The sequence below is a fragment of the Bacteroidota bacterium genome (assembly GCA_016722375.1).
GTDB lineage: Bacteria > Bacteroidota > Bacteroidia > Chitinophagales > LD1 > Bog-950.
In genome coordinates this window covers 14,880-30,129 of record JADKJG010000012.1, presented here as the reverse complement: position 1 = coordinate 30,129, position 15,250 = coordinate 14,880, and the positions used below count along the sequence as shown (strand labels likewise).

Here is a 15,250-nt window from a genome sequence, read left to right as displayed (position 1 = left end):
GTTACAATAAATGTAACTGCTAACTGCAACGATATGACATGGACTGGCGTAACCCACACGCCAACCTTAGCGGGGGCTTCTTCCAATCCAATAAGTATTTACGGCTCGCTGACCTTAACAGCCGCAATGAATATGACTTATGCGGGTGTGGTAAACTTTGAGGCAGCGAGTACGGGTAAAACAATTACAACAGGGGGTAAATCATTTGCTAACGCAATCAACTTCAATGGCGTTGGTGGCGGCTGGACTTTGCAGGATATCTTTGCCACGCCAAACGGCACCATCACGCTGAATGGTGGCGCGCTAAATTCTAATGGACAGACGGTAAATTGCAGCAGTTTTGCATCAACGGTTGCCACGCCGCGTGGACTGGTTATGGGTTCATCGGTGTTTAATGTATCCTACATATCCTTTACCTCTTGGCAGGTATATGCACCGGGATTGACGTTGAATGCGGGTACTTCCACCATTAATCTGACGGGTAATAATCCAAGTTTTTCACCGGGTATCGGATTTGGCGGCGGTGGTGGTTTAACCTATTATGACCTGAACTTTCCAGGGCCCTGTAAGTCGGGTTTAATACAGTCAGCTATGAACTTTCACAACGTGAGTTTTGCTACCGATGGTGTGATATCCGCTAGTTGCACTTTCAATAATCTGACCTTTTCACCCAACCACAATTATACACTGACTAACGGAACTACGCAAACAATAAACGGTTCATTAAGTGCAACCGGCACTTGCACAGGACCAATCACGATCAAATCTTCCACGGGAGGTAGCCAAGCAACTATAAACTCTCCAAATCCTGTCAGTGTATCTTATGTAAGCATAAAAGACATCAAAGCTACCGGTGCAGCATTTACTGCAAGCAACTCGAATGATCAGGGTAACAACACCGGTTGGACATTTGGTGGGGGTGGAGGACAAAATTTATACTGGATAGGTGGAACCGGTAACTGGAATGATGGCAATCACTGGTCGCTAACTAGCGGGGGCGCTATCTTTGGATGCTCCCCAGGGGCAGCCGACAATGTATTTTTTGACCTTAACTCCTTTAACGCTACAAGCCAGATAGTTACAATAAACGTAACTGCTGCGTGCAACGATATGACTTGGACGGGCGTAACCAATACGCCAACCTTAGCGGGGGTCTCTTCCAATCCAATACGTATTTACGGCTCGCTGACCTTAACAGCCGCAATGAATATGACTTATGCGGGTGTGGTAAACTTTGAGGCAGCGAGTACGGGTAAAACAATTACAACAGGGGGCAAATCATTTGCTAACGCAATCAATTTCAATGGGATTGGTGGCGGCTGGATTTTGCAGGATGTGTTTAGCACGCCGAACGGCACCATCACGCTGAATGGTGGCACATTAAATTCTAATGGACAGACAGTAAATTGTAGCAGTTTTACATCAACGGTTGCCACGCCGCGCGGACTGATTATGGGCTCATCAGTGTTTAATGTGTCCTACATATCCTTTACTTCCTGGCCTATAGGTATATGCACCGGGATTGACGTTGAATGCGGGTACCTCCACCATTAATCTGACGGGTAATAATCTAAGCTTTTCGCCGGGTATTGGATTTGGCGGCGGTGGTGGTTTAACCTATTATGACCTGAACTTTCCAGGGCCCTGTAAGTCGGGTTTAATACAGTCAGCTATGAACTTTCACAACGTGAGTTTTGCTACCGATGGTGTGATATCCGCTAGTTGCACTTTCAATAATCTGACTTTTTCACCCGGTCATGAGTATACGCTTACGAATGGAACTACACAAACGATTAACGGCGATCTCAACATCAGTGGATCAGGCGGTTTTCCTATCCGCATCCAATCCAGTGTGGCTGGAAGCCGTGCTACTTTTTCAAAATCAAGCGGCACCGTTTGTGCGGATTATATACGTATATCCGATAACCAGGCAACCGGCGGAGCTACCTTTAATGCCGGTACCAACAGCCAGGATTTAGGAAATAATATCGGCTGGAACTTCCCCGGTATGTCCACGGCTCCTTCCTCGTTGAACGTATCGGTCAATCCACTTTGCAACACCGGCACACAACAAACTCATCTAACACAAACCGGTGGAACACTGGGTAATCTCGCATATTGGCAGTGGTATTCTAACGACCTTTATACCATACCGGTAGGAGGACAATTGGCCACTTCAGATGCGGGATTGGATGTAAGTCCCTTAATAACAACCACCTACTACATTCGTGCCGAGTGGCCGGAGTGTATCTCTCCACTACCGGGTCCTCCTTCAGGCATAACAGTTACTGTCAATCCGCTTCCTTCTGCACCACTTAGTGGTGGCAATGTTGTTATATGCTCCAATGATGCACCGGGTACGATTAGTGCTACGAGCGCAGGAAATGAAATTGACTGGTACGACATGAGTGCCGGTGGGGGGCTCTTGCAATCTAACAGCAGCACATACGCCACTTCTGTTGCCAATACTTATTTTGCAGAATCAAGAAATTCGACTACGACCTGTGTAAGTGCGATCAGAACACCGGTTACGCTGACAATAAATAATAGTCCGGTAGCTTTTAATGTATCGGGAGGAGCCTGTGTCCCCGCTACGATGGGCTTAACAGGTTCAGAAGTGGGAGTAAACTATCAACTATATCGAAATACAAATATTCCGGTGGGCAGCATCGTATCTGGCACTGGAAATACTATAAGTTTCGGCCCTCAAAATGTTCCGGGCATTTATTCTGTAGTAGCTACCAATGCAATAAATGGTTGTATCTCTGATATGATCGGTGTTTCTACGGTGGCCATTTGTACTAGTACTTGGTTAGGAACAACAGATACAAGTTGGTTTACTCAAACCAATTGGGATCCGGCAGCCATTCCAAATAATTGTGCTTCGAACGTTGTTATACCGGTAGGAACACCTTACTCACCGACCATTACTGGTAGTAATGTCACTATCGGCAATATGGATATTGCTTCTGGAGCCGTGTTAAGCCTTTTGGGGCAAAACCTCAATGTTTGCGGCAATTGGAAAGGCGGAGCTGGTAGCAATGCAGCAGTGGTGGGTTCTGGCACCGTAGTCATGAATAGCAGTAGTGGAAGTCAATCTATTTCTGATAATACTCAGTTTAATATTTTGCAGATAAACAACGCAGACGGCGTACACTTAAATTCTGGAGCCGATGTTTCGATAAACAATGGTTTGCACCTACAGCTTGGAGATTTAGATGTAAGTGCAGCGGCCTTAATACTCAAGTCTAACTCCAGCAATCACAATTCATATATAGATGACTTCACAACCGGTTTTGCCGGAACCCTAACAGGGGCAATTCGTGCAGAACGCTACATCCCGACACTTGGTTCTAACCAGCATTTCATGAGTTCACCGGTGAACAGTCCTCTCTTGAGTCAGTTGGGTGCCAGCGGCCCGGACGGCAGCTATGTAACACCATATCCTACCTGTGATGAAACTAAGAGTAACTGGGGATCTGCTTATGGCACAACGTTTGTGTACAACGACGGACACATGTCCTCTGGCGGATGTATGCTGGGTAACTGGATGATCAAGAGCGGTGGCAATATGGACAATGGTCGGGGCTACTCCACGTACCAGAAAGGCGATACCACCCGAACCTTAGTGGGGGCAGCCAATACAGGCAATATCAATATTGGAGGGCTGAACAACTCCGGCTATCCTACGGTAAATACTTTACAAGCTCAGCCTATCCATTCAGGTTGGAACTTAGTGGGTAACCCATATCCATCAGCATTAGATTTGACGATAGACCGTACTGCAGACGGATTCGGCGACCAAGTACAGGTGTGGCATACAACAGGACCTTTTTCGGGAGTCTGGCTACCAGTAGTTATTGATGGGAACTCGGGTACCGTAGTCATTGCGCCGTTCCAGGCCTTCATGGTACGAGTTATTCCGGGCTCCTTGGGTAACCATACTTATCACTTTTATCAGAGCGAGCGCGTTCGCTCGACGAATGTACAGTTCCACCGGGTAGATGCAGCAAACGCATTGAAACTGGAGTTGAACTATGCCAACGGAGGTAAAGACGAAACGAGAATAGCATTCAGTTCCGAAGCGACAATAAATTTTGACAACAAACTGGATGCCAACAAGCCGGGCAGCGCTTCAGGGGTACCGACGCTCTATACCCACATGAACACGAACATGTGGTATGGCATCAACACCTTGCCGAGCCTGACAGAAGTAACAACGGTGCCGATGGGACTGAGAACAGACATGAACGGCACGATGACAATCACGCCACAGGGCATTCAGAGCTTCGACCCGACGACATATATCCTTTTAGAAGATAAGAAGACGGATACCTGGCATAACCTGCGCAACGGCAGCTATACGTTCACTGCAAGCAAAACAGATAATCAAGATCGCTTTGTATTGCACTTTACTCCACCGGCTAATATCCTGACGACGGATGCAAGCTGTAGCGGCAGCGGACAGATAGAAATTACGCAGCCGGGCAATGCCAACTGGAACTATACAATTACGGATGTCAACAGCACCACCATCTCCAGCGGCCAACTCAACTCGGGCAATCCGATGACGATCAGCGCGAACAGTGGAGTATATCAGTTGACCTTGACGGACAACAGCGGCTACACGGTGATGAAGAAAATAGAGGTGAAAGGAATACAACCAATCGTTGCATCTTTCGCTGCGAGTGTGACCTTGGCCGAAGTGAATGAAGAAATCAATTTTAGTGCTACGACTACAAATGTCGCCACCTATCACTGGGATTTCGGAGACGGCAACACAGCCACAACCAAAAATGCAACACATTTTTATCGGGCAGAGGGTTCCTACAGCATCAATTTGACAGTAATAAATTCAACCGGTTGCAAATCCAATACTACTCAAACAGTAAACATAACATCAAGAGGTGCTACAGGAATCTCTACCATGCTAACGATAAAACCAATCCATATCTGGAGTTCGGAGAATATGGTATATGTGGACTTCACTAATCAAAAGGGAGTACAAGCCGAGATAGCGTTATACAACTTATTGGGAGAGGTGATTAGTTGTGAGAAATTTGTGAACGCATCCGTCTATAAAAAGCAAATCACTGACTTACAGGCAGCCTATATTATTGTGAGAGTCAAAAACGAAGAATCCGTAACCACAAAAAAGGTGTTTATAGTAAACAACTAAAGAGAACGCTATTTCTGAAGTAAAAAATGTGCGTTTGTTACCAAAAGCGCTCGATGTAGGGCATATTTAAGAGGTAAATTCTTTCCCTTGCGGCGTTGCTGTTAGGATAAATGACCTTAGAGATTATACCTGATGGATGGAATGGGCATTTCGGCATCGCTATGCAGAAGCGATATTTAAACGTAGCAGCACGCTTTTGTGGTAATTATTGTACGGAAAGAATAAAGTAAAAGTTCAATTAACTCTCCAATCGTAATCTTTTATTGAAAGAATATCTATTTTTGTTTTCTGAAAAGCATTGGCCATTGGTGGCCGTTGTTTAGGTCAGCAAGGACGTTCTTAGATATCTCATTCAAAAAAACGCCCCGGCACAAGCCCGGGTGGGGCCACGAATACGAAATGAAAATCTTTGCCTTATTGTTTATATAGAATTTGGCTCCGTAGTTTAATGGATAAAACGATGGTTTCCGGAACCGTTGATAGCAGTTCGATTCTGCTCGGGGCTACTTTTCATTTCTAATTTTCTGTTACCTTATTTTGTCATACCGTAAGTACGCCTGCCGATCGATCGAGCAGGCATCTTGTGTTATAAATAAAGAAATCCCGCCTTTCTCAAAGTAGGGTTTCAGTCCAACAAAAAACCAACATGTCTGCGACCTACCGGGTGATACCCATCGCCGGGCCGCTCCAACCAATGGCGCTGAATGAGTTCAGCGCACAAACCCTGAACTATAAACCGGGATTAAATCGGCGCTTACAAGTCGGGCTACCCTGATTGGTATAGAAACTGTTTTGATTAAAACAGCGGAGGTTTTGATTAGAAAAGCTGCCCGTTTGACCAATATAGCGACTTCTTTGATCACAATAGCGGAAGGTATGATTAAGAATGCCGCTGTTGTGACCGATTTAGCCGCTCTTATGATTAAGATAACTGCAGTTGTGATTGATAAAGCAAATGATATAATCAAGATAGCCACAGATATGATTAAGATAGCGAAAGACTTAATCAATAATGCGGCTACTATGATTAAGATAGCGGAAGACTTGATTGATTAAGCGGGGAAATTGATTAAGAATCGGGGGATTATCATTGATATTCGGGGGATTATTGTTGATAATCGTTTACTAGAGAGCGGATTATGAAGAGAGCAGCCAAATTATGTGTTTTATTAATGGGTTTTGAGCGGTTGTGGGGTGGAAAGCGAATTTTTGATAGATTTATTTCGCGTAATAAATATTGGAGGTCATTATATGGTAGTACTGCTAACATCAAACTGAATGCAAGAAATGAAGAGTAATATAAAAAATACACCACAAACTTTTGCGGTCGTAGATTTATTCTGCGGTGTTGGCGGCTTAACACAAGGCTTTGTAAAAGCAAAATTCGATGTTCGAGCAGGAATTGATTTTGATGCTTCATGCAAATACGCATACGAGAAAAACAACTCAACTTCTTTCATTCATTCTGACTTGACGAAAACTTCACCGACAGAAATTGCAAAACTCTATCCTGACAACTCAATAAAAATTCTTGCAGGGTGTGCCCCATGTCAAGCTTTTTCAACATACCAGCAAGGCAATAAAACAAATGACAAGTGGAAACTACTTTACTCATTCGGAAAAATAATTGAGGCAATACAACCCGACATTGTTTCAATGGAAAATGTTCCAAACCTGATGAAGTATAACGAGGGAAAAGTTTTTGAGGATTTTATTGGTGTTCTTACAGCGAACAATTACTTCATCTCTTATCAAATTGTTGACGCAAAAGATTATGGAGTGCCACAAAGAAGAAAGCGTTTGATATTGCTTGCTTCAAAATTTGGAGAAATAAAACTAATTAGGAAAACTCATGGAGGCAAAAAAGTAAAGACAGTTAAGAAAGCAATTGGACACTTACCGGAAATTGAATCTGGCGAATCGTATCACAAAGATCATCTGCATCGAGCAAGGGAACTTTCAGATTTGAACCTGCGAAGAATAAGGGCAACAAGTGAAGGTGGCGGTTGGAAAGAGTGGGATGATGAATTGGTTTTGGATTGCCACAAAAAAAAATCGGGTAAATCTTATGGCAGTGTTTACGGAAGAATGAATTGGAATGAAGTTTCACCGACACTGACAACGCAATGCACAGGATACGGGAACGGAAGATTTGGACACCCCGAACAAGACAGAGCAATTTCTTTACGTGAGGCAGCAATTCTTCAGTCGTTTCCGAAGAAGTATGATTTCGTTAGCTCAAAGGAAGATTTCAATTCTTCAATAATTGAAAAACATATCGGCAATGCAGTTCCACCGAGATTGGGATATATAATTGCAAAAACCATTAAACAACATATCAACCAACATCATGGCTACTAACAAACCATTTTCTTTTGAGATTTCCCTAAGTATTCTTAATCACTTAGGAAGAAATTTGTATCGGAGTTTCGTAACAGTAATTGGCGAAGCAATTTCAAATTCTTGGGATGCCGATGCTAAAAATGTTTGGATCTACATTGACAAATCGAGAAACAGATTTATAATTAAAGACGATGGAGATGGTATGATAGCAGATGATTTTCAAAATAAATTTTTAAGAATCGGCTACTCAAAGCGAATAGGTGGAAGACAAAAATCAGCAAGTGGCAGACCTTTCATTGGAAGAAAGGGAATAGGAAAACTTGCTTTGCTTTCTTGTGCAAAGCGAATTACAATTCTATCGAAAATAAAAGGCAAAAGCTATGTTGGTGGAGTTATTGATAATACCGCGTTGGACGCTGCAATTACAAGCGATTTCACTCCCAAACAATACCAATTAGGGATTCCAGATAGAAATTTATTTAGAAAATATTCCAAAGGACATCAGAAGGGAACGATTATTTGTTTCGAGGAAATCAATGGCGGAATAAGAAATAGTTTGGACATTCTTAAAAAAGTTGTTGCGCTCTATTTTAGGTTTTCTCTATTAGACAAAGCGTTCAATATTTACATTGATGGAATAAAAATTACTCACAAACATCTACAAGAATTAGCAGACAAAACAGAATTTGTTTGGCAGATCAATAACATCAATGACCCGTTTATACATGAGGGTTTGAAAGGTGCAAAACGAAAAAAGAAATTAAGTGTCGGGGGCAAAGTGAAAGGATTTATTGCATCTGTTATTAAACCTCGTGATTTAAACATCATGAATACAGACGAGAGAGTTGGTGTTGACCTGTATGTAAATGGAAGATTACGGGAACGAGGAATTCTAAAACATATTCCTTCGGCTCGACTTGTTGAGAGTTATTTGTATGGGCAGATTCATCTCAACGAATTAGACGATAAAGAAAAAGACAGATTCACAAGTGACCGTGAAGGAGTTGTTTCGGACGACCCAAAATATCAAGCGCTACTAACAACAATAAAAGATGAAATTCTAAAAGTTGTCATTGATGATTGGGATAAGTGGAGAGTAGAGTTCAAAGAAACAGGTGATGCGGAGAGTGAGAGAATATCGAAAAAGGAAAGGACATCAAGAGATTTGTATAATGCAGTATCAGATGAATATTCAACACCACCAACCGCTACAGGAAAAAAATCAAATGCTTTAGTTAATAGTTGGGTAGATGAATTAGCTGATGATGCTTCTTTTAATTTTCAATCTTATGCCGAGTGTTTTATTTCCGAAAACTTAATTCGCAAATTCATTCAAGAAAATAAAAAACCTTTGTCAAAGGAAGCAAAACTTGAAATTGATAAATGGAAAAGAGTTGAGACCGACAGCAAGAACAAAGGGAATATCAGTATTGAGATTAGACGAAAACAAAATGACTCAAGCTATTTATCAATGAATGACCTTGCCTACTTGGTTGACAAGAAAGACCCAGTGAAAGAAGCATGTTTAGCAAGAGATGCAAACGAGTACAAACCGATGAGAGATGCTGTTGCTCATACAGCACTTTTGACTGATGTAGCTAAACTCAAATTGACATCTATTTACGAAAATATAAAAGGCAGAGTGAACAAACTCTTATCTAAGCAGCCATAAACATCCTCCTCGTTCGCGTCGGCTTATAAAGGTCGTAGTAAAAAACCGTGGGGGCAGAAGTTCAACGACCACTCTTTCGCGCCGGTTGGTGTTTTTTCCACCAACCGGAATGGTAAACGGCCATCATCATTTATAAATATCCTTTCGGTGGCCAATAGCAATCACATCTACCATCAATTCACTGTCCAAAATCCGATAGATGATGCGGTAATTATTTGCGATGAGCGATGAAACTTTCTAAGCCGCCAATCTCATCTTCTTTCTTTCCACAGCGAGGTCGTAATACATTTGAACGCGCAACCAATATTCAGCGCTGATACCAAGTATCTTTTCTAGTTTAATGGCTGTCATAGCGCTGACATGCCGCTTACCACGAACCAACTCACTTAAATTGCCCGGAGTAATTCCGAGCGATTTGGCAACATCCATCTTTTTCAGATTTCTTGCTTCCAACTCATCGTTGAGAATTTCACCGGGGTGTAGAATAACTTTAGAATGAATTTCATTCCCTCGGGTTCCTATAACTTTGTACTCTGCCATATCTGTCTTGTCTAGTCTTGTTTATTTTGATAAAGCCGAATCCTTTCTGCCAAAAGCATCCGGTTTTATTTTCTTATTTACTTATAGTGATTAGTTAAGTCCTCAATAACTATCACATCTTCCAGTATTAACCTGTCTTTTCCATCCGGAGGATAATTCTATATTTTATATCCACCCGTACAGAAAATTTTCCTTTTAAATCACCTTTCAGGGCTTCAAAATTTAAACTCCTTTGGGCTTTAATATCAGCCAGGTTATCGCCGAATTTTAATCTATCTACTGTCTTTATAAACCCGGTTATCACATGCTTGTTAAACCTCGGTTTGCCTTTTACCTTTATTCCCTGGTAAAGATTTTCGAGATACTCGTTTTCTATTTTTACTGTCATTGTTTGCTTTTTAGGCTACATGTGTTTGAGTTTTTTGTTTGTAACTCAGCCATAACCACTGCAATAGTTTAAGCATTTTATGGATGCTGGCAGTCATCCGCTAAATCAAAGAACTATTCTGTTTTACGAAACTGACGAGGCAAAGATACAAAAGAAATAATGAATTTACCAAATCTTGGTAAATGGCTCTCAATAATCAAATATTCCCCATGGCATACATAGCCGAGAGAGTGGGCGAAGGAACACCGCCTTTTTGTTCGAGGGTGATGGCAAAGGCCTGTGCATCGGCAATGTGTTTCACTTCTTACAGATGAATAGAGTCCTTGTTAATATCAGGAAGACGTCTTCCTGTAATTGATAATTGCCCAGGTATTCAATACAACAGCAATTATCAGAATAGCCACCAGATGAGTGGTGATATTGTGGAATTCGCTCCCCTTCAAAACGATCATTCTCATCACATCAACAAAGTAGGTGACCGGTATAGCCTTTGAAATAAATCGTGCCCATTCAGGCATGCTATCCACGGGAGTATATAGGCCCCCCATCAGATTAAAAATCATGACAAAGAAAAATGCGATGGACATTGCCTGCTGCTGCGTTTCAGAGTAGGTAGATACCAATAATCCGAAGCCCAGAACCGCCAAAAGATACACCGCCAGAAATCCGTATAACAAGGCTATATTGCCCAAAGGAATAATGCCGTATATCAACCACGACACCAACATCCCTATGGTGAAAACAACCATTCCCAACACCCAAAATGGAATCAGTTTTCCCAGAATAAAATGATACTTCTTTATGGGGGTTACGTTAATCTGTTCAATCGTACCGATTTCTTTTTCCTTGACAATATTCAGTGCCGACATATAGCCGGCTATCATGGTAACGAGAATTACAAGGATGCCCGGAACCATAAAAAAATAGTAGTTCATAAATGGATTATACCAATTGGACGAAGCGATTTCAACTACGGGCATCGGGTTGAAACGAGTGGGTTGTATCCAATCCATTCGGATTTCACTATTAAAGTTGCGAATGATATTGCCCAAATAAGCGGTGCCCAAATTTGCCTTTATCCCATTAATAGCATTGGAGGCAATGAAAACTTTTTGCTGATCTTCTCTCACCAGATTCTTCTCAAATCCCGATGGGATTTCTAAAATTAAATCGGCCTTATCCTGTTCTACCTGTTTTAACGCTTGATTGTAACTGGCATTATAACCCGCCAACTTGAAATAACCTGATGCGGTGATTTTGGAAATAAGTTTCTGTGAATAGCTCGAATGGTCGTGATCCACCACTGCTATAGATATGTTTTTGATTTCATAGTTAGCCGCTAAAGGAAGGATCAAAAGTTGAATAATCGGCATAACGAAAATCATCGGCAGAATAGACTTGTTGCGGAATATTTGGCGAAACTCCTTCTCCAATAAAAATCTAATTGTTCTCATGTCAATCTGACTTTAAAGCTCTTAATGCTCAGTACGATGAAAAAAAGCAACATGCCGAAAAGAATAAGGGTCTCCTTCCATATCTGTTCCAGACCAAGTCCTTTGATCATCACTGATTTCACAATGATATAATACCAACGCGATGGAACGATGTTGGAAAAGACCTGTAATGGAACCGGCATGTTCTCAATTGGAAACATAAACCCGGTGAACAGGAGGGTGGGCAGTAGCATACCCATTAACGAAAACATCATGGCCGCTTGCTGAGAGTTTGTTAAGTTAGAAATGAGTAGCCCGATGGAGAGACAGGTGAGAATAAATAAAGTGCTTTCTGCATAGAGCAAGAAAAGGCTTCCGTTGATCGGCAGCTCCAGAAGAAACACACTTAACAGTAGAATAGTTGTCAGATTCACCAGCGACAAAAACAGATAGGGTATCGCTTTAGAAATCACCACCAGAATAGGCTGAAAGGGAGAAACCAAAAGAATCTCCATGGTGCCCAGTTCCTTTTCGCGGACTATAGAAACAGCGGTCATCATCACGCACACCAACATCATCACCAGCGACATCACTCCTGGAACAAAATTGGTGGCTCCTTTCAATTGTGGGTTATATAGCATCCTTATTTCGGGAATGATGCGTAGTGGCAATTGCCTTGTTGCAATCATTGCAGATTGATAGTCGTTTACGATAGAAGAAATATAGTTAGTAAGTGCAGTCGCGGTATTTGGGTCGCTAGCATCTGCCAAAACCTGAATCTGTGCATGGTTCAGATGAGCCAGATCATCACTGAAATTAGCGGGGATTACTAGGGCTAGTTTTATATGGCCACTTCGAAAGGACTCTTCGATTTGTTCATGGCTCATCAGCGTTTCCTGCAATTCAAAATAGGCACTACCCCGAATTTTTTCAATTAATTGTTGTGACGCCACATCCTTTGCATAATCAACAATTACAATTTTTGAATTCTTAATTTCATTGGTCAGTGCGAAACCAAAAAGCAGAATCTGAGCCACCGGAATTCCAAAAAGCATGAGCAATGTCTTCGGGTCGCGAAAAACATGTAGGAATTCTTTTCTTACAAAAGTGAAAAACTGTTTCATCAGTCGGCTGTTCTTTTTGCACCCCGTGCTAATTGAAAAAACACATCATCCATAGACTGTGCTTCAAACTTTTTTTTCAGGTTGGCAGGCGTATCCAGCGCCTCTATGTTGCCATCCACCATAATCGAAATACGGTTGCAATATTCCGATTCATCCATGTAATGAGTCGTGACGAAAATGGTCACCCCTTTGGCGGCAGCCTGATAAATTAGATTCCAGAATTGACGACGGGTAACCGGATCTACTCCGCTAGTCGGTTCATCAAGAAACACGATTTTGGGCTCGTGAATGATGGCAACGGAGAAAGCTAGTTTCTGTTTCCAGCCCAAAGGAAGAGAAGCCACCAACTGATTAGCTTCCTTTTGTAATCCGAGATCCTCTACTAATTGTTCCCGTTTGCGTTTTATGTCTTTGTCTGAAAGCCCGTAAATACCTGCAAAGAATTTGATGTTTTCCATGATGGTGAGGTCTTCATACAACGAAAACTTCTGGCTCATGTATCCAATGTTTCTTTTGATTTCATCGCGCTTGGTAAATACATCAAAGCCCGCCACTGTTGCCTTGCCCGAACTGGGTATCGAAAGGCCGCAAAGCATGCGCATAGCGGTTGTTTTGCCAGCACCATTGGCTCCAAGGAAACCAAATATCTCACCGGGATACGTCTCAAAGCTGATTTCGTTTACGGCAACAAAATCACCAAAACGTTTAGTCAGTTTCTCAGTTTTAATAACCGGTTCTTTCATGCCTGCTCAGTTATCAATCGGATAAAACAATCTTCAATCTCCGGTTCAATCTTCTTCGTTTCTACAGCTCCGTACCCTTTCTCTTTCAGATAGGACATGAGTTGAGCCATGCCAACTTCAGAATCTTTCTTGAGTGTGACATGCAAATACTCACCAAAGGAATAGCAACTCCTGGTTTGCTCATAAGCAAGAATGCTGTTTTGAAGGGGATACAAATGATGGTCTTTCATTGCATAAAGAGTTGTCGGATATGCCTTGGTCACATTGCTCGGAGTATCTAACGAGAGGATTTTGCCATCCTGCATCAGCGCAATTCTATCGCATAAAGAGGCCTCGTCCATATAGGGGGTTGAAACCATAATCGTAATACCCTGTTGTTTTAGGCGCCCGAGCATTTCCCAAAATTCCTTTCTCGATACCGCGTCAACACCGGTGGTGGGCTCATCCAAAAAAAGCACTTTAGGTTTATGAATTAGCGCACAGCTCAAAGCAAGTTTCTGTTTCATCCCACCGGATAGTTTTCCTGCACGGCGATGCTTGAAAGGCTCAATCTGCACATAAATTTCTTTGATAAGTTCATAGTTCTCTTGAATCGTAGTACCAAATACCGTTGCAAAAAAATTTAGATTTTCTTCGACTGTCAAATCTTGATAAAGAGAAAACCTACCGGGCATGTAACCAACGCAGCCACGAATGGCTTTAAAATCCTTTACTACATCAAAACCTTCTACCGAAGCGGTACCTTTGTCCGGCAAGAGAAGTGTGGTGAGTATTCGGAAGATACTGGTCTTTCCCGCTCCGTCGGGACCAATCAAACCAAACAGTTCTCCTTTTCCCACCGAAAGAGAAAAATCATCAACCGCCGTTATTTTTCCGGAGTTGTAGGTCTTAGTAATATGGTCTAATACGACAGAGGCCACGGCTTAAAACTTTACATCGGCGTACATGCCTAGTTTCAACAAGCCATCGTTTTTCACTAGAACCTTGATAGCATAAACCAGATTCACTCGTTCCTCTTTTGTTTGAATGGTCTTAGGCGTAAATTCTGCCTTATCGCTTATCCAGTTTATTTTCCCTTTGTATTGTTTGTATTTGTCCTTCCCATCATCCGTATAAACAGCCACGGTCTGATTTAATTTAAGATGCGACAACTGATCAGCGGTTACGTAGGCGCGAAGTAGTAAGCTGCTCATGTTAGCAATTTTGTAAAGGGCTTTGCCTGGTGTGGCTACTTCGTTCACCTCCGCATATTTTGTCAATACGGTCCCTTCCGTTGGATTGACAAGAAGGCATTTTTTGAGTTGATCATTGAGCTGGTCTATCTGTACTTGCATCGGAACAGATTCTTTATTGATAGATTCGCTAGTGATATCTAAGCTCGATTCCAGAGCGTCTATCTGCTTTTGAATAACATCCAACTGGCTGTTCACATCGTCCATTTGTTTTTGTGTGGCCGCATCTGCTTTTAGCAAATTACTCATCCGCTTTTGTTCGCGTTCCGCCGTTTTTTTCTGTTCTTGAAGCGCTGCTATTTGCTTGCCAACGTTCGGTTTCCGACTGAGGCCCGCGCTTATTTGTGCTTGTACCTGTCGCTTCTTCAGATAAAGCTGTGTGCTGTCAATGTAGCCTATCACTTCGCCTGCTTTCAGGTTTTGACCTTCTTCCAAGTGAAAGGCCTTAATCGTTCCTGATGCTTCGGATGAGATGATTGTTTCCTCCCCCTCAAAAGTCCCGGAAGCATCGAACTCACTTTTATTTCTGTTGCAAGCAATCAACGAGAATAGCGCTACGGCGATGAATAAAATGTTTCTCATGGTTTGTTTTTTTT

The 15,250-nt window shown here is 42.2% G+C and carries 13 protein-coding genes and 1 tRNA gene; 6 read left to right on the top strand and 8 right to left on the bottom strand.

The features are described 5' to 3' along the window. The first annotated feature begins 33 nt into the window (after positions 1-33). From IPP77_15095 to IPP77_15070, 6 genes are all read left to right on the top strand, one after another. Positions 34-1,554, top strand: coding sequence for a hypothetical protein (locus IPP77_15095; protein ID MBL0310937.1), 1,521 nt, complete (start codon positions 34-36; stop codon positions 1,552-1,554). Further along, positions 1,523-5,179 (top strand): PKD domain-containing protein, encoded by a 3,657-nt coding sequence (locus tag IPP77_15090; protein ID MBL0310936.1) that lies wholly within the window; start codon positions 1,523-1,525, stop codon positions 5,177-5,179. The genes IPP77_15095 and IPP77_15090 overlap by 32 nt, the downstream gene beginning before the upstream one ends. 434 nt (positions 5,180-5,613) lie before the next feature. Next, positions 5,614-5,685: transfer RNA gene (locus IPP77_15085), tRNA-Arg, on the top strand. 286 nt (positions 5,686-5,971) lie between these two features. Further along, positions 5,972-6,235, top strand: coding sequence for a hypothetical protein (locus tag IPP77_15080; GenBank protein ID MBL0310935.1), 264 nt, complete (start codon positions 5,972-5,974; stop codon positions 6,233-6,235). Positions 6,236-6,466: 231 nt separating this feature from the next. Then, entirely contained in the window at positions 6,467-7,540 is a 1,074-nt protein-coding gene (gene dcm, locus IPP77_15075; GenBank protein MBL0310934.1) for a DNA (cytosine-5-)-methyltransferase, read from the top strand. Continuing rightward, positions 7,530-9,194, top strand: coding sequence for an ATP-binding protein (locus tag IPP77_15070; protein ID MBL0310933.1), 1,665 nt, complete (start codon positions 7,530-7,532; stop codon positions 9,192-9,194). Before dcm ends, IPP77_15070 begins: the two co-directional genes overlap by 11 nt. Positions 9,195-9,320: 126 nt before the next feature. On the opposite strand, the gene IPP77_15065 is transcribed toward IPP77_15070, so the two are convergent. The 8 genes from IPP77_15065 to IPP77_15030 all read right to left on the bottom strand — a co-directional run bounded on the left by IPP77_15065 (position 9,321) and on the right by IPP77_15030 (position 15,236). After that, the gene (locus IPP77_15065) at positions 9,321-9,416 is read right to left on the bottom strand and encodes a type II toxin-antitoxin system RelE/ParE family toxin (GenBank protein ID MBL0310932.1); all 96 of its coding nucleotides are present in this window, start codon (positions 9,414-9,416) and stop codon (positions 9,321-9,323) included. 15 nt (positions 9,417-9,431) lie between these two features. Continuing rightward, the gene (locus tag IPP77_15060) at positions 9,432-9,734 is read right to left on the bottom strand and encodes a HigA family addiction module antidote protein (GenBank protein MBL0310931.1); all 303 of its coding nucleotides are present in this window, start codon (positions 9,732-9,734) and stop codon (positions 9,432-9,434) included. Positions 9,735-9,861: 127 nt separating this feature from the next. Then, positions 9,862-10,122, bottom strand: a complete 261-nt coding sequence (locus IPP77_15055) for a type II toxin-antitoxin system RelE/ParE family toxin (GenBank protein ID MBL0310930.1) — start codon at positions 10,120-10,122, stop codon at positions 9,862-9,864. 332 nt (positions 10,123-10,454) lie between these two features. Next, a complete protein-coding gene (locus tag IPP77_15050) occupies positions 10,455-11,576 on the bottom strand; it encodes an ABC transporter permease (GenBank protein ID MBL0310929.1) in 1,122 nt (373 codons plus the stop codon). Continuing rightward, positions 11,573-12,679: an ABC transporter permease gene (locus IPP77_15045; protein ID MBL0310928.1), complete on the bottom strand. Its 1,107-nt coding sequence runs from the start codon at positions 12,677-12,679 to the stop codon at positions 11,573-11,575. The genes IPP77_15050 and IPP77_15045 overlap by 4 nt, the downstream gene beginning before the upstream one ends. Then, a complete protein-coding gene (locus IPP77_15040; protein ID MBL0310927.1) occupies positions 12,679-13,422 on the bottom strand; it encodes an ABC transporter ATP-binding protein in 744 nt (247 codons plus the stop codon). The genes IPP77_15045 and IPP77_15040 overlap by 1 nt, the downstream gene beginning before the upstream one ends. Next, positions 13,419-14,342, bottom strand: coding sequence for an ABC transporter ATP-binding protein (locus tag IPP77_15035; protein ID MBL0310926.1), 924 nt, complete (start codon positions 14,340-14,342; stop codon positions 13,419-13,421). Before IPP77_15035 ends, IPP77_15040 begins: the two co-directional genes overlap by 4 nt. A 3-nt stretch (positions 14,343-14,345) precedes the next feature. Continuing rightward, complete coding sequence (locus IPP77_15030) at positions 14,346-15,236, bottom strand: HlyD family efflux transporter periplasmic adaptor subunit (protein ID MBL0310925.1); 891 nt, start codon at positions 15,234-15,236, stop codon at positions 14,346-14,348. Positions 15,237-15,250 lie beyond the last annotated feature (14 nt).

Coding starts and splice junctions, on each gene's coding strand:
- IPP77_15095 (MBL0310937.1), top strand. CDS start 34: ATGACATGGACTGGCGTAACCCACACGCCAACCTTAGCGGGGGCTTCT.
- dcm (MBL0310934.1), top strand. CDS start 6,467: ATGAAGAGTAATATAAAAAATACACCACAAACTTTTGCGGTCGTAGAT.
- IPP77_15070 (MBL0310933.1), top strand. CDS start 7,530: ATGGCTACTAACAAACCATTTTCTTTTGAGATTTCCCTAAGTATTCTT.
- IPP77_15060 (MBL0310931.1), bottom strand. CDS start 9,734: ATGGCAGAGTACAAAGTTATAGGAACCCGAGGGAATGAAATTCATTCT.
- IPP77_15055 (MBL0310930.1), bottom strand. CDS start 10,122: ATGACAGTAAAAATAGAAAACGAGTATCTCGAAAATCTTTACCAGGGA.
- IPP77_15050 (MBL0310929.1), bottom strand. CDS start 11,576: ATGAGAACAATTAGATTTTTATTGGAGAAGGAGTTTCGCCAAATATTC.
- IPP77_15045 (MBL0310928.1), bottom strand. CDS start 12,679: ATGAAACAGTTTTTCACTTTTGTAAGAAAAGAATTCCTACATGTTTTT.
- IPP77_15040 (MBL0310927.1), bottom strand. CDS start 13,422: ATGAAAGAACCGGTTATTAAAACTGAGAAACTGACTAAACGTTTTGGT.
- IPP77_15030 (MBL0310925.1), bottom strand. CDS start 15,236: ATGAGAAACATTTTATTCATCGCCGTAGCGCTATTCTCGTTGATTGCT.